General features: G+C 51.1%; 16 protein-coding genes. 6 read left to right on the top strand and 10 right to left on the bottom strand.

Going from position 1 to position 18,318, the window contains the following annotated elements:
- Window positions 1–108: 108 nt before the first annotated feature.
- Entirely contained in the window at window positions 109–1,182 is a 1,074-nt protein-coding gene (gene repB, locus PsAD37_RS09050; protein ID WP_063287828.1) for a plasmid partitioning protein RepB, read from the bottom strand.
- The gene (gene repA, locus PsAD37_RS09045; protein WP_063295863.1) at window positions 1,179–2,399 is read right to left on the bottom strand and encodes a plasmid partitioning protein RepA; all 1,221 of its coding nucleotides are present in this window, start codon (window positions 2,397–2,399) and stop codon (window positions 1,179–1,181) included. Before repA ends, repB begins: the two co-directional genes overlap by 4 nt.
- An 845-nt stretch (window positions 2,400–3,244) precedes the next feature.
- Here repA and PsAD37_RS09040 point away from each other — a divergent pair.
- Complete coding sequence (locus PsAD37_RS09040) at window positions 3,245–3,952, top strand: GntR family transcriptional regulator (RefSeq protein WP_208991787.1); 708 nt, start codon at window positions 3,245–3,247, stop codon at window positions 3,950–3,952.
- Window positions 3,953–4,072: 120 nt separating this feature from the next.
- On the opposite strand, the gene PsAD37_RS09035 is transcribed toward PsAD37_RS09040, so the two are convergent.
- Entirely contained in the window at window positions 4,073–4,603 is a 531-nt protein-coding gene (locus tag PsAD37_RS09035; RefSeq protein ID WP_084403632.1) for a GNAT family N-acetyltransferase, read from the bottom strand.
- Window positions 4,585–6,189, bottom strand: a complete 1,605-nt coding sequence (gene gshA / locus PsAD37_RS09030; RefSeq protein WP_063295862.1) for a glutamate--cysteine ligase — start codon at window positions 6,187–6,189, stop codon at window positions 4,585–4,587. The genes PsAD37_RS09035 and gshA overlap by 19 nt, the downstream gene beginning before the upstream one ends.
- A 768-nt stretch (window positions 6,190–6,957) precedes the next feature.
- Here gshA and PsAD37_RS09025 point away from each other — a divergent pair.
- Window positions 6,958–7,452, top strand: coding sequence for a hypothetical protein (locus tag PsAD37_RS09025; RefSeq protein WP_063295861.1), 495 nt, complete (start codon window positions 6,958–6,960; stop codon window positions 7,450–7,452).
- Here the strand turns inward: PsAD37_RS09025 and PsAD37_RS09020 are convergent.
- Window positions 7,449–8,348 (bottom strand): LysR family transcriptional regulator, encoded by a 900-nt coding sequence (locus tag PsAD37_RS09020; RefSeq protein WP_063295860.1) that lies wholly within the window; start codon window positions 8,346–8,348, stop codon window positions 7,449–7,451. The two genes, PsAD37_RS09025 and PsAD37_RS09020, sit on opposite strands and share 4 nt — an antisense overlap.
- 121 nt (window positions 8,349–8,469) lie before the next feature.
- Between PsAD37_RS09020 and PsAD37_RS09015 the strand changes: the two genes are divergently transcribed.
- A complete protein-coding gene (locus tag PsAD37_RS09015) occupies window positions 8,470–9,192 on the top strand; it encodes an SDR family oxidoreductase (RefSeq protein ID WP_063295859.1) in 723 nt (240 codons plus the stop codon).
- 88 nt (window positions 9,193–9,280) lie between these two features.
- Here the strand turns inward: PsAD37_RS09015 and PsAD37_RS09010 are convergent, their stop codons facing one another.
- Window positions 9,281–10,519 (bottom strand): serine hydrolase, encoded by a 1,239-nt coding sequence (locus tag PsAD37_RS09010; protein ID WP_063295858.1) that lies wholly within the window; start codon window positions 10,517–10,519, stop codon window positions 9,281–9,283.
- Between the two features lie 214 nt (window positions 10,520–10,733).
- Between PsAD37_RS09010 and PsAD37_RS09005 the strand changes: the two genes are divergently transcribed.
- A complete protein-coding gene (locus tag PsAD37_RS09005) occupies window positions 10,734–11,087 on the top strand; it encodes a hypothetical protein (RefSeq protein WP_063295914.1) in 354 nt (117 codons plus the stop codon).
- A gap of 29 nt (window positions 11,088–11,116) precedes the next feature.
- Here the strand turns inward: PsAD37_RS09005 and PsAD37_RS09000 are convergent, their stop codons facing one another.
- Window positions 11,117–11,962 carry a GyrI-like domain-containing protein gene (locus tag PsAD37_RS09000; protein WP_208991786.1) on the bottom strand — a complete coding sequence of 282 codons (846 nt, stop codon included), beginning with the start codon at window positions 11,960–11,962 and terminating at the stop codon, window positions 11,117–11,119.
- Window positions 11,963–12,337: 375 nt separating this feature from the next.
- On the opposite strand from PsAD37_RS09000, the gene PsAD37_RS08995 reads away from it, so the two are divergent.
- Window positions 12,338–13,174, top strand: a complete 837-nt coding sequence (locus PsAD37_RS08995) for a ferredoxin--NADP reductase (RefSeq protein ID WP_063295856.1) — start codon at window positions 12,338–12,340, stop codon at window positions 13,172–13,174.
- A gap of 74 nt (window positions 13,175–13,248) precedes the next feature.
- On the opposite strand, the gene PsAD37_RS08990 is transcribed toward PsAD37_RS08995, so the two are convergent.
- A complete protein-coding gene (locus PsAD37_RS08990; protein ID WP_063295855.1) occupies window positions 13,249–14,409 on the bottom strand; it encodes an SRPBCC family protein in 1,161 nt (386 codons plus the stop codon).
- A gap of 70 nt (window positions 14,410–14,479) precedes the next feature.
- Here PsAD37_RS08990 and PsAD37_RS08985 point away from each other — a divergent pair, with 70 nt between their 5' ends.
- A complete protein-coding gene (locus PsAD37_RS08985) occupies window positions 14,480–15,073 on the top strand; it encodes a TetR/AcrR family transcriptional regulator (RefSeq protein WP_063295854.1) in 594 nt (197 codons plus the stop codon).
- On the opposite strand, the gene PsAD37_RS08980 is transcribed toward PsAD37_RS08985, so the two are convergent.
- A complete protein-coding gene (locus PsAD37_RS08980) occupies window positions 15,070–16,851 on the bottom strand; it encodes an ABC-F family ATP-binding cassette domain-containing protein (protein WP_063295853.1) in 1,782 nt (593 codons plus the stop codon). The two genes, PsAD37_RS08985 and PsAD37_RS08980, sit on opposite strands and share 4 nt — an antisense overlap.
- A 273-nt stretch (window positions 16,852–17,124) precedes the next feature.
- Window positions 17,125–18,222, bottom strand: a complete 1,098-nt coding sequence (locus PsAD37_RS08975) for an IS1595 family transposase (protein WP_063295852.1) — start codon at window positions 18,220–18,222, stop codon at window positions 17,125–17,127.
- Between the last annotated feature and the right edge of the window lie 96 nt (window positions 18,223–18,318).

Genomic DNA, 18,318 nt, shown 5'->3' with positions numbered 1-18,318 from the left:
GTGCTAAAGATGGTCCTCGACGAGTGCTCTTCACTCTCTTGGGCGACGATTTTGGGGCCTTGCTGATTGCCGTCAGCAGGGCCTTTCGTCATTCAGAGGTTTACACCATCAGGCATCCTCCCCCTTCGTGTCTTCAAATTTGGCAATCAAGCCCGGCAGCTCTTTCAGCAAGAAGGAGCCAAAGTCACTCTGCGTCTTGCTATCAACGGAGAAGACGGTCGCTTTGCCAGTGTGCTTGACCAGCACATGCTTGTTTCCAAGCCATTCAGAGGATTTGGCCGCGCGGGTATGAGCTGCAACAGCAATCTCACCAGAAGAGGACGCAGAACCTGCCTCCATCTCGCTTGGCGTTTCCTGCAGCAGCTGCAACACTTCGCTAAACCGCTCATCGCTGTGTAGCTCTGTGAATGAATCCAGCGCAAACAGCGAGGCAATCGCTTTTTCGTGGTTTGGCGCCAACTGGCCCTCGTGGAAGAAACTTGCCATCTCTTCCCAACGTGGCCGCCCGATTTTTGGGGCAGGCCCAATCACACGCAAAAACTCCTCAGGCATGGTTGCCGCCAGCTTGCGGAGTTTGGAAACGAGAGACTTGTCTTTACCAATGGCTTTGACAATAAGCGTCTGCGGGTAATCTTGCGCAAGGCGGAAAACGAACAGGCAGGTTTCAATGAAACTCAGGTCTTTCCGTTCGTGGTTTTCCTGGCCTTGAGCAACCAGCAATTCTTCATCAGAGAGCGGTTTGATGACACCGCGGACAGGCTTGCCCAAAGCGCGGCAGGCTTTCCAACGACGGTGGCCATAGGCAATCTGGTAGATGCCGTCTTCATCTGGCGCAGGACGCACCAGAATTGGCACTTGCTGTCCGGTTTCCGCAATAGACTCTTTAAGCGCCTCAAAGGCCGGATCAAACGCAACTTCCATACGGTCCGCAACAAAGGACGGTTGAACCTGTTCAGTGTTCAGTTCCACCACGTTATCGGAGGTCGCCATTTGCGTGTTCAGCGTTTTCAATTCTTCACGCAGTTTGTCGCGTTCGTCCTTGATCAGGTTGATCTCGGCTGCGCCAATAGCACCGGAAGACAAGCGGGGGCGCGGCGCAGTTGCATCCGCAACCATGCCGGCCATACCGCCGCCTGAAAACAGCGTGTCTAATGCGTTTTTCCGGTCCTTAGCTTTGTTCATAGTGCTCGACCCCAAGAGCTGCGGAGAAGATCTTCAATTTCACGGTTTACCGAATCCATGGATTCAAGCGCACGCTTAAGCGTTTCGCGGCCAATGGCTCCTGGTTCCAGTTCATAAAGCGATTTCTTTTCAAGGCCCGCATTAGCAACCGCGGTGGATTCTAAAGCTGGCGATGTCAGCACATCCTCGCCAAAGAGGGCACGCAACAAACCAACCACACGGGTTTGCGGGCTGTCATTTGGATTGTGACGGGTCACGAGGAACCGCATCCAATCCAGATTCATTTCGCCGCCATTGTTCTCAATCACGGCCATCAGGTCAGAACTCATGCCGAGGAACTGGTTACAGCTTGCAAGGTCCAGCATTTGCGGGTGCAGCGTGATGAGCAATCCGGTGGATGCAAACAGCGCGCCCAGAGTGAGGAAGCCAAGCTGTGGCGGACAATCGATCACAACAACATCGTAGCGATCATCAACTTCGTTCAGAACGTTGCGGATGCGGCGGAAGAAGATGTTTTCGCCGGTAGACGCACCAGAAGCGATCGCTGTCGGAACGATGTGCTCAAACTCAGCCAGCTCAAGGTTGGCCGGAACCAGATCCAGATTGTCAAAATAGGTCGGGCGGATCACGTCACCCAGTGTCCGGCGGCCTTCATCATAACGCAGTGCACCAAACAAGGTGCAGTTTGGCTCAACATCAAACTCAGGCTGCACACCAAACATCGCGGAAAGCGAGGCTTGCGGATCCAGATCAATCGCGAGAACGCGGTAGCCGCGCAGCGCCAGATAATGCGCCAGATGCGTGCTGGTGGTGGTCTTTGCGGAGCCGCCTTTAAAGTTGGCACATGCGATCACCTGCAGCTTTTCACCGTCGCGACGGCGCGGCAGGATATTTACGGCTTCATCGCCCTTTTTACGGGCGGCAAGCACTTCACGGATCGCATTGATCTGCTGCAACGTATAGCTGCGGCGGCCATTGGCAAGGCGGGTTGGTGTAGGGCCTTCTCCGTCCAGATCCAACTGGCGAATGGTGCTTTCAGAAACGCCGATAAGACGGGCAACATCGACAGAAGAGAACGAGCGCAGCAATTTATGCGCTTCAGGCGGATAAAGTTCTTGTCTTAACCGGTGCAGCTGGCCAGAAAGGAGCTGCGAATAACGGGAGATCTTCTCAGACGGAGTTTCCTCACGCAAAAGAGTGTTGTTGCCGTATTCCACTTCGCTTAGCCCTCAAACGGTTCTAGTCATCCACAAACGGAAAGTGCGCCCATATGGCCCGTGTTTGCGTCGAAAGGGTAACCAACCTGTAGTTCAGTTCAATCCCTTTTTGGTTAATCCTCATTAACACTTATGACCATCGCCTCATAAAGAGGCATAATTCCTATTAATTTCAGATAGTTAGGTTGTCTCAAAAACTTAAAAACGAGGCGTGCATAAAATCGACAAAACAACCGATCCATTTCTCCAGAAACATATTCATGCGTCAGCTCGCTCCGACTCAATCATCCAGCTCCTGATTCTCACGCCTCCTCACTGATCAGTAACACTGCGTGAGGCAGGGGGGATAAGTTTTCTGAAACACCAGAGATAAGCTGAGCAAATCATCGCGTATTGGGGGGAGACATTTTGCGATCTATAAGTGATTTCCACTTAGAGCGTTGCTAATAGTTTCTGCCGTTTATACGCGAGGAAATGAGCCTACAGAGTATAGTTGAGAATATTTTATTAAAATGGCGAATAAACTCCATTTCTGCTCATCAAACTCTAAGTAAGTCTGATTCATATGCTCAGTGAATAAGACCGCACATACACATTTTTGTAAAAATAATCGATAATTCGACATTATTTTCCATAAAATACTTTTGTTTTATTGGAAAGTTATGTCATTCCTACGCAATTTCATTGCTTTTATAGTTCAGATATTGTTTTACAATTGATGTAATAAGAAGGCCAATTCATATTTGCAATTTAACTTGGTCGGACAAGAAAACAAATGACATAGTTTCCATAGCTACGAAAAGAAACGCCGAATTGCATAGATAATAATTGTAAGGCAGATAACTTTGAAAATAGAGGATACCTTAGAAAGAGCCGTAACATCGGTCATTGCACAAAACGTCCCGTCATCCGCCTCTCTCATTGACAGGGCCTACGCGCACCTGCGGGCGGCAATTTTGTCTGGCCAGCTTGAGCCGGGCAGTAAATTGCGCATTCGCGAGATGTGCAGCACATTTGATGTTGGGCCTACACCTGTACGCGAAGCACTTTCCCGTCTGGTGTCTCAAGGACTGGTTGCCACGCAATCTCATAAGGGATTTTATATTCCAGAACTTTCGCAAAAAGAGTTTCAGGATATTATTGATCAGCGCCGCCTTCTTGAAAGCGCAACGGTAAGAACCGCCGTTGAAAAGGGCGACGCTCAGTGGCGCGAAAGCGTGCTGGATGCCTACCATGCACTGCAGGAAATTGAGCGGACATGGCAAGCTTCACGGCGTGATTTCTGGAATGAATGGGAAGAAGCCAACCGCGTATTTCATATGACGTTGGTTGAGGGAGCAGGCTCCAGTTGGGCAAGCCGGTTCCTGCATATGCTTCATGACCAGTGCACCCGCTACCGCGCTGCGATGCGCCGTGCCGGGTTTATTTCAGAAGGCGTTCAGGATGATCACACTCAACTGATCAATGCTGTGCGCACTGGGGACGGTGAACTGGCCGAGCAAACGATCAAAGCACATGTTGATCGTCTACCTGCTCTTTGCATGCCATCTTAGAGCGCGTTCCGTTTGATTGGTTTCAATCAAACGACAAGAATTCGCTCCACCAAAGATATTAGAGCGCGATGCGTGAATGTTAATGAACGCGGCGTGCTCTAATAGTTTGATATATTGAATTTATTGTCGGTGAGAGGCTTGCTCTCCCACCGCAATAGCCGGTGAGTGATCCAGAATTGCCTCTGGAGAGCGCAAACGCTGCCAGGTTTGATGAGCATCGGCCTGTGCAGTGATATCCTCGTATCCAAGCGCGCTGTAAAACTTCAACGCAGGCTGATTAATGCGGTGCACTTTCAACTCGTGCCTGCAGCCATAATTTTCCAGCAAAAACTGAAGTGCCTGTCGCCCGAACCCGCGTTTGTGGTGGGCGTAGTCTATGTACAGCGAATGCAGGAAGTGCTCTGGCGTGAAATACCCAATGAAGCCGATACGCTCTCCTGCATACTTCAAGACCCAGACATCCTCCCCCTCAACAAGGCTTTGAAACTGGCTGGCATCTACGAGGCTGGTGTAATCATAGGCAAACGTACGGCTCGCCACGCTCTCATAGAGCGCAGCGAGCACGTCGTGGTCATCAGATGTGTAGGGCAGGATTTGGAGCAAGCCTTGCCTTCCGTGTTCAGGGGCAGGCTTCACTGGCCGTCCAGACATTCTGGTGGCAAAACTTCTGTTGTGTTTTGCGAATCCAGGAAATGATCGAAACTGTGGCTACCCGCTTGCGTTTCAACCTGCTCATAAGCGGCGCGGGACTGAGAAACCATCGCTTCCTGGAACTTCAGACGCTCACCAGACAGCGGCATGGCTTTCAGGTGATCAGATTGGTTCTTGGAAAGATCAGCGATAAAGCCGGTGTAAGAGCCCTTCTGCTTCACGCCTTTCAAAATTTGAGCGGATGGTGTGAGCTCAGGATTGTCCAGCTTAGCCGCCTGCGCGTTCACAGCGTCTGTATGGCCTGTACCACCGTACACTTCATCCATGATCTGAGCTGTCAGACGCATATCATCAAGAACCTGATGGCCTGCTTCACGCAGTTCCATACCACCATCCCCGTAGGCAGGTAGCATCAGGTTTGGCAGACGACCCTGCCAGGCAACCATGCGCTGCTGATCGTTGAGCGCCTGCTGCTCTCCAGAGGAGATACATGGAGACGGAGCAAGGGTCATATGGGTCAGGAAGGCATTGAGGAAGTGAGCCTGCTGCTCACAAATCCCGATCGGGTTGAGCGGATTGATGTCGAGAGAGCGCAATTCGATGTATTCGACACCACGGCGACACAGCGCAGCAATCGGGCGCTCGCCTTCCTTGGTGTTTCGCTTAGGCCGTGCAGAGCCGTACAGCTCGTTTTCAAGCTGCAGCTGGTGCGTGTTGATCTGCTTGTAATCGCCTTCTTCCGCCACACCAATTTGCTCGTACTGGCGCACAGACGTTGCAAGAGCGCCGCGCAGGCCTTCAATGTAATCGCAAAGAGAGTTGTAGTGAATGTCCAGCTCACTCTGCACGACGCTGGTGTAACCCAGATCGCTCATGCGCAGAGACGTTGCATATTCGCCAAAATAAGTGTCATCACCCAGCATAGACAGGGTTGGATGCGGGGATGCCAGATAGCTTTTGTCGACGGCAGGAGAAGCTCCAAACAGGTAAAGCACCAGCCAGCCATGACGCTGCAGGTTACGGATCAGGCCGAGATACCCTGCACTGCGGAAGTCCTGAAGGCTTCCGCCGGAGGTACACTGCTCATGAAACTCGTGCCAAAGGCCATCGGAGATGGAGAAGTTGTAGTGGATCCCGGAGATCGTCTGCATACGCTTGCCATAGCGATGCGCCAGTCCCTTGCGGTACAGCGTTTTGATCTGCGCCGCATTCGAGTTTCCATACTCCGCGATGCGGATCGTCTCATCACCGGCAATTTCCGGCGGCATGGACGCATTCCACAAATACTCGCCATCATCCGTCTTACGCGCTGCAAAAGCCTGCAGTTCTTTCAGAAAATCCAGGCTCTCTGCAACAGAATGCACAGCAGGTGTGATGAACTCCACCTGAGCCTCAGAAAAGTCTGTCGTGATAAACTTGTGCGTTAGCGTTTTACCCAGAGATTCCGGGTGATCACGCAATGACATAAAGCCATCTCTGCCAACACGCAGAGCTTCTTTTTCGATCCCCACGCGGAGTTCAGCAAGACCTTTTCGTACTGTGCTATTTTCCAACAGCTTCAGCGTGGCTTCACCTAATTTTGTCATTCTCGTTCCGTTAATCTGCGCAAAACGGCTATATGGGCTCAAAGTATCCTTGTGCACCTTTCGGTTCACTCTCTCATAGATACTTCCTAATTTCGTGGATGCAAGAGTACAAAACCTGTCGAATTTTCCTTAGTGTTTTATGCGCAACTTCCATCATTAATGCGTGAACCAAGTTCAATTCGAGAATAAAATTAAACTGAGAAAATGAAGAAATTACCTGTCTGACTATCAACATGCCAACAAGATGTATTCCTTAACCCGCTTCAATAATCAAAAAAAATATACTTCGGCAAAGCACCACCTATCCACGACCTAAACTGCTGATTTCACCATGAAAGCTCCAGATTATCTTCACCCGCAAAGACATAGGACAGGAAACAGCACACTTGCATGCACCGAAATACAATCCTCTGGTTCATAAAAAAACCGAGCATTCCTAATCCGCCTTACAAAGTTCGTGTGCATTTTGAACACTCTATCTGATATTTCGAACGCCGTGCATCACGCTGCATAGCCAGAAACTTCCATTCAAACCTTACTCGGCATCTAAACTTTGCAGGCTTTAAGCTGAAGCATTCTCAGGAAAGTAACAGTCGCTCATCCCGCATAAAACAGTCTGATCCTTGTGAGTATTATCGAGAGTTACGGCGGGTCTGCTTGCAAAATCTTCAGTGGATCCAGTGTTGGATAACTCCTTGTCTTTCGGAGAGGTCACCACCACTCCTCACTATTTTTGAGGCTATCAGCAAAACAACCTCAGCAATTCTTATGGGTGTCATCCTTTTCATGTGCCCGTTACCTTTTGCAGATCGTCCTGAAGAGGCCCACAACTTGCAAATCAAGCTCCCTTTAAGCACTCTCGCAATCACTCTTCCCCTATTAGCAGGGTGCGTTTCTGATGAAGAGCGCCTGCCACAGGCCTATTCGCCCTCCATAGAGATTCCACCGGGGGCAACGCTGATTACGGTCAACACCACGCCTGATGGTGCTTTCTGTTTTCTGGAAGGGTATCGGTCATCCATCTTTGTAAAGCACACGCCCGGCCCGATGGTTGTTCCTGCCGGATTTGAGAGCAGAAATCTCATTTGCGAGTTGAAAGGCTACAAAACCACGCAAGGCGCCGTGCTTCCCGGCCCACCACCGCCAGATGGCGACAAGATCATCATCCAACGTGTCTTCATTCCGGTTGGCGTGAATGTCCCCAACTCCAGCCCCGCAGGCGCTGTTGTGCCAGATGACTTTGTTGGCACCTACCGCCGCTAACCCAGCACCGCCTCATAGCGGGTTTTGAAGTTGGCTGTGAGGTAATTCATCAATTCCCGCACCCGGTGCAGTTGGTGCCGTGTTGGCGGGCTCACCAGCCAAAGCGGTGTTGTCTGCTTCCATCCAGAAAGCATTTCCGTCAACTCGCCGCGTTTGATGAGTGCATCAGTGTAAACATCCGCAAGGCGCGCAACACCCAAGCCCGCTGCCGCTGCCTGACACATGACGCGGCCATTGGAGATCTGGAATCCCTTTTCCGCCTGCACCACAATGCGCTCTTGTCCGCGCGTGAAAATCCATTCCTGCACACTGCCGGAAATGAAAGGAAGGCCTTTGAGATCAGAAGGGTGGCGGATTTTGGAATGAGCCGCCACAAAGGACGGGGACGCCACATAGCGTGTTGTGATGGTATACAGCTTGCGGGCAATCAGGGTGCTGTCTTCTAAATCTCCCATCCGCAACACAAGATCGTAGTCGGTCTCCAGCAAGTCTTCCCGGATGCTGGAAAAATCCAGTTTCACCTCAATCCCCGGATTGGCGTGCTGATACTCAATCACCAGCGGTGCAATCAGCTCCTCGCCAATCAAACCACCTACGGCATTCATACGAATGGGGCCCGTCAGGCTGTCCGTCGCCTGCGATGCCAAATCAGATGCATCTTCAATCTGCTTCACGCCGGTGCGGCACATTTCATAGTAACGCTCACCAATTTCAGTCAGGCGCAGTTTGCGGGTGGTTCTAAACAACAGCTGCACATCCAGCTGCTCCTCCAGCTGACTCACCTGTTGGCTTAAGCTTGCTTTTGAAAGACCCGTTTCATCAGAGGCTAAGGTAAAACTGCCATATTCTGCCACAGCCAGAAACGAGCGAAGGCCATTCCAGTAGATATTGTTCATTTCAGCCTAACAATCATTTCGGATTACCCATATTTATCAGCGTGATCATTTTTGTACAATCGCCTCAACACAACGCAAGTTCATCTTGCTCAAGAAAAAGCTAACTAGGCAGGAAAACAAAATGACAAAGCCACTTATCATTATCACTGGCGCAAGTTCCGGCATTGGTGCAGCGATTGCGAAGTCTTTCAGCGCAGCTGGCCACCCACTTCTTCTGCTTGCTCGCCGGGTTGAGCAGATGGAAGCTCTGGGTCTTCCAAACACACTGTGCCGCGGCGTTGACGTCACCAGTCGTGAGCAGCTGATTGCATCTGTAAAGGAAGCTGAAGACAAGTTCGGCCCTGCAGACGCACTCGTCAACAACGCTGGCTGCATGCTGCTGGGTGATCTGTCCGTTCAGGATCCAACTGAATGGGACCGCATGATCGACCTGAATGTGAAAGGTGTTCTCAATGGCATCCACGCAGTTCTGCCAGGCATGAAAGCGCGTAAAGGCGGCTCCATCATCAACGTCAGCTCCATTGCAGGCCGCAAAACATTCCCGGCACACGCAGCTTACTGCGGCACCAAGTTTGCCGTTCACGCCATCAGCGAAAACCTGCGTGAAGAAGTGGCAGCAGACAACGTGCGCGTCATGACCATTGCTCCGGGCGCTGTGCAGACTGAATTGCTGTCTCACACCACATCTCAGGACATCATTGATGGTTACGAGCAGTGGAAGAAAGAGATGGGCGGCGTACTGGACCCACAGAACGTGGCAGACACCGTGATGTTCGTTTACCAGCAGCCACAGAACGTCAACATCCGCGAAGTTCTGCTTGCAGCAACAGGCCAGCCTGCATAACGCAGAGCATCCACGATTTTATAAAAGCCGGTTCTCTCCCTGAGCCGGCTTTTTCTATGAAGCGAGTTCTTATCAATCAGAACGCGTTTTAAGAGTTCGGCACGTCGCTCAAATGGCGGGCAATGGCCTGAAACAGCGCGATCGACTTCATCTTCACCATCTCCTTATCGCGTTGATAGGACGGATAGGTCGAGGTTTTGGCGATCACCACATTTCGAGCCGGGTTGATATAGAGGAACTGGCCGTGAATGCCGATTGCGGTGAAGTCACCCTGATCGGATTCCAGCGGCAGCCACCACTGGTATTTGTAGCCAAGCGGTGAGGGGCTCTGCGGATTGTTGTAGCCGGGCATCAAGCGCGGCTCATCTGGCGTGACCGATGTGTTGATCCACTCTTCCGACACGATACGCTCGCCTTTGTGGTTCAAACCACCACGCTCCAGCACCATCCCAACCCGCAGCATATCACGCAGGCGGATGTTCACCCCGCCAAAGACAACCGGTTCACCTTCCTGATCCACCATGATTTCAGCAGAGGATTCAGCGCCAATCTTGGACCAGAGCTTCTCGTTGAACCATTCTTTATAGGGTTTGCCGGTCGCCCCACGCAGCACCCAGCCCACAACATGCGTATCAATAGAGGAATAGCGATTGTAAGTTCCCGGCTCCAGCTCACGCGGCACATCCTTGGTGAACTCATCCTGAGAACCCAGCAGGATTGCGACGACAGACTGGACGATGTCTGAATTCAGATCAGCGTAGTTCTCGTTCCAGCGCACACCCGACGACATTTCCAGCACGTCATTCAGTCGCACACCGTCATAGGCCGTTCCCTTGAGCTCCGGCACATACTTGACGACCTGATCTTCCACACTCTCGATGTGCCCTTCATCAAGCGCCACCCCAACAAGGATGGAAGCCATGGATTTGGAGACGGACATCTGAATGGCATGTGTCTCAGCAGTGTTGCCGCGATCATAGTACTCATGGATCAGCTTACCATTGTGCATGATGGCAAGGCCGGTGGTGTGAGAATCCAGAATATAATCTGCCGTAGAGGCTGCCTCGCCCTTGTACATAAAGGTCGCTGGCATCGGCGAAGCCTGATGCGCCCGAGGCAACTCATAGGTCTCATTTGGCGCTTTTACCGAGGTACTGGAATACTCTTTGTAAAGCGATCTGAATTTCTGATCGATGTTCTCAGGTTTGAATGCATCCGCATAAGCCATCACGGCGCGGATCTCGGCAATGTCTTGCCGGAAGTAAAAAGCACCCGCTGCCAACAGCAACACAACGGCCAGAACACCCCAGCCAATCTTCTTCAACATGACGTCCCCCCATTCGCGGTGAAAGGTCAAAACCTCCAGAGCGAACCCAAACCTTACGCATAGGTTAAGCGCTTGTAAAGCGAGCCGCTGGCAACTTAAGAGCGGTGTATTACCCAAATAAACGCAATTAAAACATAAGCGCTCACACAACCTTTGTGGGTTTCCTGTTTAATGCAGCCGACCTTCTTTTCTCCGAGTGGTGGGTGCAACTGACATGCAAGCAAAAGCAATAACAACACTTATAGCATTGAGTTTCTTCGCATTTTCAACAGGTTATGGCGCCGCGCAAATCAACAACTTTGCTGACAACCCCGTCGCAAACGAAAACGCCAATCCTCTGAAGTCCGAATACCCCGACATCGTGAGCCCAGTTTCTGATTGTCCCGATATTGCAGAAAAATACCGCACAGGCGGCGCTGGCTCCGATCCACTGGGGTATCCGCCGAATTTTGGTTTCACCAACATGTCTGCTGCCGATCAGGAGGCTTGCATCAAGGAAATCAACAAGGATGGCAACATCAATGAGAAGCAGGAAACCCAGGAAGAGGACAATATCCTACAGAATTGAAGACGGGCGTATGCTTCTATAAGATATTGTTATTGCAGCGGTAAATAGATCTCGACAACGAGATCTTCAGGAGCGGTGTTGGTTGGGCTGTTCCAAAACACCTCATAACACGGGTGGTCCGCGGCCTCTTCACCTGAGTTCGGCAGCCACACCCCATAAAGGTAACAGAAAGCCGCCTGCAAACCTGCATACGGCCCCTGATGACGCAGCACAGCACAGCGTCCAGCTGGAATACTATGTGCTTCAAGTCCCTCAGTATTTTCAAACTGCGGTGGAACAACTGCACCCACACGTGAGCGTAATTCATCTGGTGGGACGATTGAAGGATCGTCATAATAAATGCCAACAAACGGCCCACATTTACGGATCACACCACGAGAAGACAGCATTGCCGCCAATTTGCTATACACAACTCCCATGTCAGAATAGGAACCGCGATGGCAAAGGACCTGCAAGCTCTTTTCAGGCACATCTCTAATTTCAACTGGATGCATTGAAAAGATACTGTTTTTCTCGGAGGCAATCTCAGGAGCCGCGCTTTTATTTTCACGGAACTGGCCGGGTGCAACGCCATACTCTCCCTTAAACGCACGAGAAAAACTCTGTGCACTCGGGTAACCATATCTCTCCGCAATCTCGGTAACAGCTTGTTTTGTCTGGATAAGATCTAACGCAGCCCTGTTCAACCGAATGCGACGTATTGAGCTCGCCAGCGTTTCACCGCGCATGCTCTGGAAAACACGATGCCAGTGAAAGCGCGACATGCAGGCGACATCAGCCAAAGCATCAAGGCTTAGATCTCCATCCAGATTTTCATAGATATATTCAAGAACACGCAGCATTCGCTTCTCATAGGCTGCCTTGTTCTGCTCCACTTTCACGTCCCGTTTCCTCTGCCTGTCATCATTTCCACCCTTACAACACAGAGGGGCTGAACATATCTTGCTATCTTGACCTTAGAGCAGGCACGCAAAGCTGATTCATGAACAAACTCAAGTCATCTTTACTAGCGACTTGCTTTGAGTAGTTCCACCTATTGCTGAATTCTCATGTCAGCTCATCTTACAAGCTTTCTTTCAGAAACTGACAGTTCTTTGAGCTCCGACGGTGATTTAGTCACTTTCACGAGTAAATTTCTGAAATTTTACTTATAAAATGGTTGCTTTTCGGGCCTTGGCTCGGATAAAGCGGAGGCAACAATTGGCCAAGTATCGGGCTATGGCCTAATCAAAACAATCTAAGGATTGCAAATGACCGACGCAGCGTTGGCCCCAGCTCCTGTGCTTGATCAGGAAGCCAAGACCGAATTTCCTATTCCAGCAAACGTATTTGCTGAAAAAGTAGTGTCCGTTAAACACTACACTGACCGTCTGTTTAAATTCCGCATCACGCGCCCAAGCTCTTTCCGTTTCCGTTCTGGCGAGTTTGTTATGATCGGCCTGCCAAATGCTGAGAAGCCGGTTTTCCGCGCTTACTCCATCGCAAGCCCATCCTGGGACGAAGAGCTGGAGTTCTTCTCCATTAAAGTTCAGGACGGTCCGCTGACTGAACATCTGCAGAAGATTCAGCCAGGCGACACCGTTCTTATGCGTAAGAAGCCGACCGGCACGCTCGTAAATGACGCCCTGATACCAGGCCGTCGTCTTTACATGTTCTCTACCGGTACTGGTGTTGCTCCGTTCGCATCCTTGATCCGTGATCCAGAAACCTATGAGAAGTTTGAGGAAGTTATTCTGACCCAGACTTGCCGCGAAGTGAATGAACTCACCTACGCGAAGGAACTGGTTGAGGAAGTGAAGAACGATCCACTCGTTGGTGAATTCGCAGCTGGAAAACTGCGCCTGCACACAGCAGCAACCCGTGAACCATATCCTTGTCGGGAACGCATCACCACTCTGATCGAAAACGGCAAGCTCTTCGAAGACCTTGGCGTGCCAAAGCTTGATTCTGCGATTGACCGCGGTATGATCTGTGGTTCTATGGAAATGATCAACGATACTAAAGCGATCCTTGAAAAGCATGGCCTTGAAGAAGGTTCCAACGCAGCCCCATCCACATTCGTGGTTGAGCGCGCGTTCGTTGGCTAAGCCATTTGCTTCGGAATTTTGCGAGAAGCCCGCTGTTCATTCAGCGGGCTTTTCTTTTATCTGCACTTCGCAGCCTATACCTCTTCCGTCACTTTCATTGCATCTTCAAGGACTTGGTTAAAGCGATCAAGTGCACCTTCAAAGCGGCCAAAAGTAAGATGCGTGTTGGCGCCGGAAGCAAACCCTTGCTGAATCTCTTCTCCCAACTCAAAGTCTTCAGTCAGGGTCGTTGAGGTGATTGCCTGATTGCGAACCCAATGCTTCTGCATTTCATCAGTTTGCGGCATGGAGTTCCGGACCAGTGTCGCCAATCGGACCCGTGTGCGGTCAACGGCAAGCGACTCACAATGCACCCAGACAACATGATCTTGTTGAACAAGCAGCTGCGTTCCGGGTAAGACAGAATAGATGATGTTGGCATGCTCACGAATGCTCCACTCCTCCTGAGGTTTATCTCTCAACTCAAACAGATTGATGCGCGGCAACACAGACCGCATGTTACCCCCCAGCATTTGATAGCTGGACAGATTATCTGGAAAGTACGGACCAATCGTTTTGCGGTGAGCCACACGGAAATGATAGGCCTCGATCCCACCTTCAATCAGCGTCTTCCAATTGGCAGCAATTTCAAAGGTTTCTTCAACCGCGATCCGGTGATCAGCAAGCTCCAACCATGACAAGTCTTCGGAGAGTGGCGCTAGGCATTGCTGGATTTCCTCTGCATTTATAAAGTTTGGATTGGCAATAATCCAAATAAAGCCATGGGCTTCTAGAACTGGAAGTTCCCTGAGACCATGTTGGGAGCGGTCTAAATCCGGGAAGCCTTGCTGCTCCTGAGGCACAGCAACCAAATCACCTTGGTTCGACCATGTCCATGCATGATAGGGGCATGAGAACCTTTGCTTGCAGCCACTTTCCTCTCTCACCAACTTCGCACCACGGTGGCGACACACGTTGAGGAATACATGAGCTTTTCCCGTGGCGTCTCTGGTCAACAAAACAAGCAGGCCGGAAACGGACCGGCTCAGGAAAGCGTTTGTTGCTGGCAGCTCAGCAGATTGCGCAGCCGCGACAGGCCTACTGCGGAACAAGGTGGTCATTTCCTGAGTGAAGAGATCAGGACAGCTGTAACGCTCCACCGGGGAATGCGTGACTTTCTCATCCAGAAACTTGTCGTTCCTAGCATCCAACCCAAGCAACTCAGCAACCAAGCTAATTTCTTCATCTCGCGTCATGGCAAACCCTCCACTTACCACTTGGTAAGTTGTCAAGTTTATCCTATACAGAACGCAAAGGGAGCAGGATTTGGATCAGCACGCAGACAGCCCCAGAACACGCTACATCACAACGGCAAGCGCGGTCTTCGCACAGAAGGGGTATCACGCAGCAGGCCTTGCAGGCATTGCAGACCAACTTGGGGTGACCAAACAAGCACTGCTTCATTTCTTCGGCTCAAAGGTAGTGCTTTATGAGGAAGTGCTCAGCGCGCTTTCTGATCGGTTGCTGTGTTCAATCGAAAACGTCGAGGGGACTACGCCAGAAACCAAGTTGCGCACATTCTTCCTCCAACTCTCAGAGGACGCACTTTGCAAAGTGGAGGACACACAACTGGTCGCAAGAGCTCTGCTGGACGCCCAGACCACCTCCGAAAACTGGCCTATGAAGCCATTTCTGGATGCACTGGGCGCGCTGGCTCACAAGATGAAGCGATGGTCAAAAGCCTCAGATGCTGAGCTCTTTTGTTGGATTTACCAGCACATCGGTTCAATCCAACATTTTGCTATCTCACAGACCACACTCAAGGGCATGTATGGAAAAGAAGCTTTCGACGTGCTCAAAGAGACGCATCAGGCACAACTCCGTGCGGCTCTTGCTGATCTGGAGGAGGACCCAGTTTAGCCGTTCAATTCAAGCCGCTCGTGAATTTGAGCAATCTCATCTTTCCATTGCACTTGCAGGTGAGATGACTGCCGGTTCGGTCGCCGCGACAGATCCGCTTCCATCAGCGTTTCCAACTCAATCAACCGCTCTAGCAGTTCATCTTCCCCGGAATGATCTGTTTCAGGCGCCGTATCCTCAATCCTAGCCTCAACAGCAGGTTGCTCAATGGCAGCAGCTTTGGCAGCTTTCACCTGAACGTCTGCGATCAAGGCATACGCGGCATCCACATCATTGACTTCCTGCAAACGCTCATTTTGCACGACCCAGAACCGATTGCATGTCGCTTCCACCAGATGCCTGTCGTGCGAAACCAACAAGAAAGAACCGTTAAACGACTGAAGTTGATTTGAAAGCTCATTACGCCCGTAAAGATCCAGATGGTTGGTCGGCTCATCAAGCATCATCAGGTTGGCTTGCACCTGAGACAGAGAGACAAGCAACAAACGCGCGCGCTCACCGCCGCTCAACTGAGAGACTTTCTGCGATAGTTGATTGTATTTGAACCCAGCCGCAATAATGGTCTTCTCGCAATCAGGAACTCGTAGATCCACCCCAAGAGCTTCTCCGACTGACACCATCCCCTCAACCAGATTAGCTTCCCCTGGAAGCTGTTGAAGTGTCTGATCATAAAACGCAATCCGGCATCGTGGATGGACCCGCACGTCGCCCGCCTCACTCGTCCGCTTCTCCCAGCAACAGCGCAACAGGCTGGATTTACCCGTCCCGTTCGCGCCCATAACCGCAATCCGGTCACCGGGCCGCACAGCAATGTCATCGACGTTGTATAGGAACACATCCGCCACAGGCGGCGTCACGGTCAGGTCCTTCAACTGAACCAGGCGGTCAGCCTGAATTTGCTCTCCGGCAATAGACAGGTTCCACGGATAAGCCTCAACGGCGTCAGTCTGGTCGTCCTTCATGCGGTCGACCATCTTTTCCATAGACTTGGCTTTGCGTGACAGGTCCTCGTTGTCGAACGTCCGCCCCCAATCCGCGAGGCGTTTGGCACTGGCCTCAACGCGCTTGATCTCTTTTTCCTCAGTGTCACGTCGTGCGATACGTGCTTGGGTCAAAACTTCATGTTCTGCCAAGGCCTTCGTGCAGGGCAGGTCAAAGGCATTTAGTTTGCGATCCTTAAGGATCCAGGTGCGATTGGTAACGGAATCGAGCAATGTCGCGTCATGAGAGATCATTAGAAAGCTGCCCTTCCACGATTTCAGGAAGCTTTCGAGCCACATGATTGTTGGCAGGTCCAAGTGGTTGCTTGGCTCATCCAGCAACAACAGGTTCGGCTCAGTCATCAAAGCACGTGCCAGCATGAGGCGTGTCATCTGACCACCACTGAGGTCCTTACAAAGCACTGCGGACTGGTGAGGCTCGAACCCCATTTCCGGCAGCATCACATCCACCTTCCAGTCCATCCAGTCGCGCTTGTCCTTCGGCAACGCCTCACGAATCGCCTCAGCCAGCGTCAGTTCCATCAGTTGTTTGGGAAGATGCTGCTCAACACAGGAAACGACAGCAGCACGGGAGACAGAGATGCTGCCCTCGCTAGGCTCACCGCGACCAGCAAGGATGTTGAGAAACGTCGACTTACCGCATCCGTTGTGGCCTACCAGCCCAATCCGGTCGCCTGTATTAAGCCCGAAGGAAAGATTTTCAAACAACACACGCTCAGGCGACTGCTGCCAAAGACCACTGCCGGTTATCAATGGACTGCTACTGGACTTCGCCACGGGACCGTGCCTCCCAACACATAAAACACTAGGAAACGGATTAGAGAAAAATTACGCAGCTTCCAAGAGGGCGAGAGGTGTAATACAGCAAAGGCACTTCAACTTAGGCGAGAACAGAGGATTTCACGTCACACATAATCACAAAAAACAGTGTAAATCCCTTGAATAACCGCTGCAAACTAGGGATCTTGCTCACATGCGGTTTGCAGAGCTGTTCTACATTGCAGAAAAGACTGATGGCGTGTCACTGCCATAAATTCCAGCAGGCCATTATCAACCAAAGACAGCTATCTCGGATCTGACGGAAATACCACCTTGCTGGGTCCGTCGCATTTGACGCCCAACAGCATTGCGCAGCAGTTTTGCGATTTGCAGGGCAGGAGGAACACGTGACCATATGGTTCTAAGTTTTTTCTTGCCATTGCGGCTTTGCCTGACAGCCTGCCCCTTTACAACACGTTGTGACCAACGGAAGCCAATTTCATGCATGTAAAGATCAGCATGGGCCGTGCTGATATGATGAAAAACACCGGATACGGTTCGTCTGACTCTGGAGCTAAAACCCTCACTGGAGTTTATATGTACCGCTCCGCGAACATATTCATCCTTTGAGTGATTTACTGTTTGATGGTCGCTGAAGTTGTGACCAAGGGCTGCAAAGGCTGTCCAGTCATCGCTCATCAAGTTCGCTTGCAGGTCCAGTTCCTGGCCAAAGACACGACTTGCCTCCACGGCTGAAAGATCAGCAACGACACTTGCGCGGGCATGACCTGCAGGGCTACCAACTTCTGTTGACTGTGGCCTCTGAACCATTGAAAGAATTGGTGTTTTAGCGGTTTTCTTCTTCCCTTTTCTTCCACGTCCAGGAGGCGGTACATTCCGCTTTTTCGGAGGGTTGCCACCTAGATAAAAGTGATCTGTTTCGACAGTGCCATCCAGCAAATGCTCCTGCGCGGTCAGCAAACGAATAGCGTGCCCCATACGCCAGGCTGTTGGCTGACTAACACCTAAAGCTTCTGCCAGCCGTACGGAAGACAGGCCCTTATCAGACTGTAAAATGAGCCACATTGCTTTCAACCAGATCTGCAACGGGAGCTTGGTAGCATGCAACGGCGTGCGCGTGGTGACTGTAAACTGGAAGCGACAATGACTGTTTGAGCACTGATACAAGCCTGGTCGTAATCGTCCTCGGCCACTATCTTGATCAGCAAGTGAGATCGAATGCTTATAGCCACATGCAGGGCAAATCCGCCCTTTAGGCCATACCATGCTCTCAACAAGCTGACTGCATTTGTCCTCGCTCTGAAAAGCCAGAACCATATCATCTAAAGTACGAATGGACTCCAGAACTAAAGACAATGTTTCTGACATGCATACCTCTCATCTCACGATTGACACAGGATAGCATAAATAGCCTAATATAGCGAAATAGCTGTCTTTGGTTGATAATGCCCTTCCAGCATTTGA

Source organism: Pseudovibrio sp. Ad37, assembly GCF_001623075.1.
Classification (GTDB): Bacteria; Pseudomonadota; Alphaproteobacteria; order Rhizobiales; family Stappiaceae; genus Pseudovibrio.
The sequence above is the reverse complement of the archived record's forward strand: the minus strand, read 5'-3'. Positions and strand labels throughout refer to the sequence as shown.

What these genes read in the sequence shown, in the direction of transcription:
- PsAD37_RS09035 (WP_084403632.1), bottom strand. Translation starts at nt 4,603, where the DNA reads ATGTCTGGACGGCCAGTGAAGCCTGCCCCTGAACACGGAAGGCAAGGC.
- PsAD37_RS09010 (WP_063295858.1), bottom strand. Translation starts at nt 10,519, where the DNA reads ATGTTGAAGAAGATTGGCTGGGGTGTTCTGGCCGTTGTGTTGCTGTTG.
- PsAD37_RS09025 (WP_063295861.1), top strand. Translation starts at nt 6,958, where the DNA reads ATGGGTGTCATCCTTTTCATGTGCCCGTTACCTTTTGCAGATCGTCCT.
- PsAD37_RS08990 (WP_063295855.1), bottom strand. Translation starts at nt 14,409, where the DNA reads ATGACGCGAGATGAAGAAATTAGCTTGGTTGCTGAGTTGCTTGGGTTG.
- PsAD37_RS08975 (WP_063295852.1), bottom strand. Translation starts at nt 18,222, where the DNA reads ATGTCAGAAACATTGTCTTTAGTTCTGGAGTCCATTCGTACTTTAGAT.
- PsAD37_RS09005 (WP_063295914.1), top strand. Translation starts at nt 10,734, where the DNA reads ATGCAAGCAAAAGCAATAACAACACTTATAGCATTGAGTTTCTTCGCA.
- PsAD37_RS09015 (WP_063295859.1), top strand. Translation starts at nt 8,470, where the DNA reads ATGACAAAGCCACTTATCATTATCACTGGCGCAAGTTCCGGCATTGGT.
- PsAD37_RS08995 (WP_063295856.1), top strand. Translation starts at nt 12,338, where the DNA reads ATGACCGACGCAGCGTTGGCCCCAGCTCCTGTGCTTGATCAGGAAGCC.
- repB (WP_063287828.1), bottom strand. Translation starts at nt 1,182, where the DNA reads ATGAACAAAGCTAAGGACCGGAAAAACGCATTAGACACGCTGTTTTCA.
- gshA (WP_063295862.1), bottom strand. Translation starts at nt 6,189, where the DNA reads ATGACAAAATTAGGTGAAGCCACGCTGAAGCTGTTGGAAAATAGCACA.
- PsAD37_RS09020 (WP_063295860.1), bottom strand. Translation starts at nt 8,348, where the DNA reads ATGAACAATATCTACTGGAATGGCCTTCGCTCGTTTCTGGCTGTGGCA.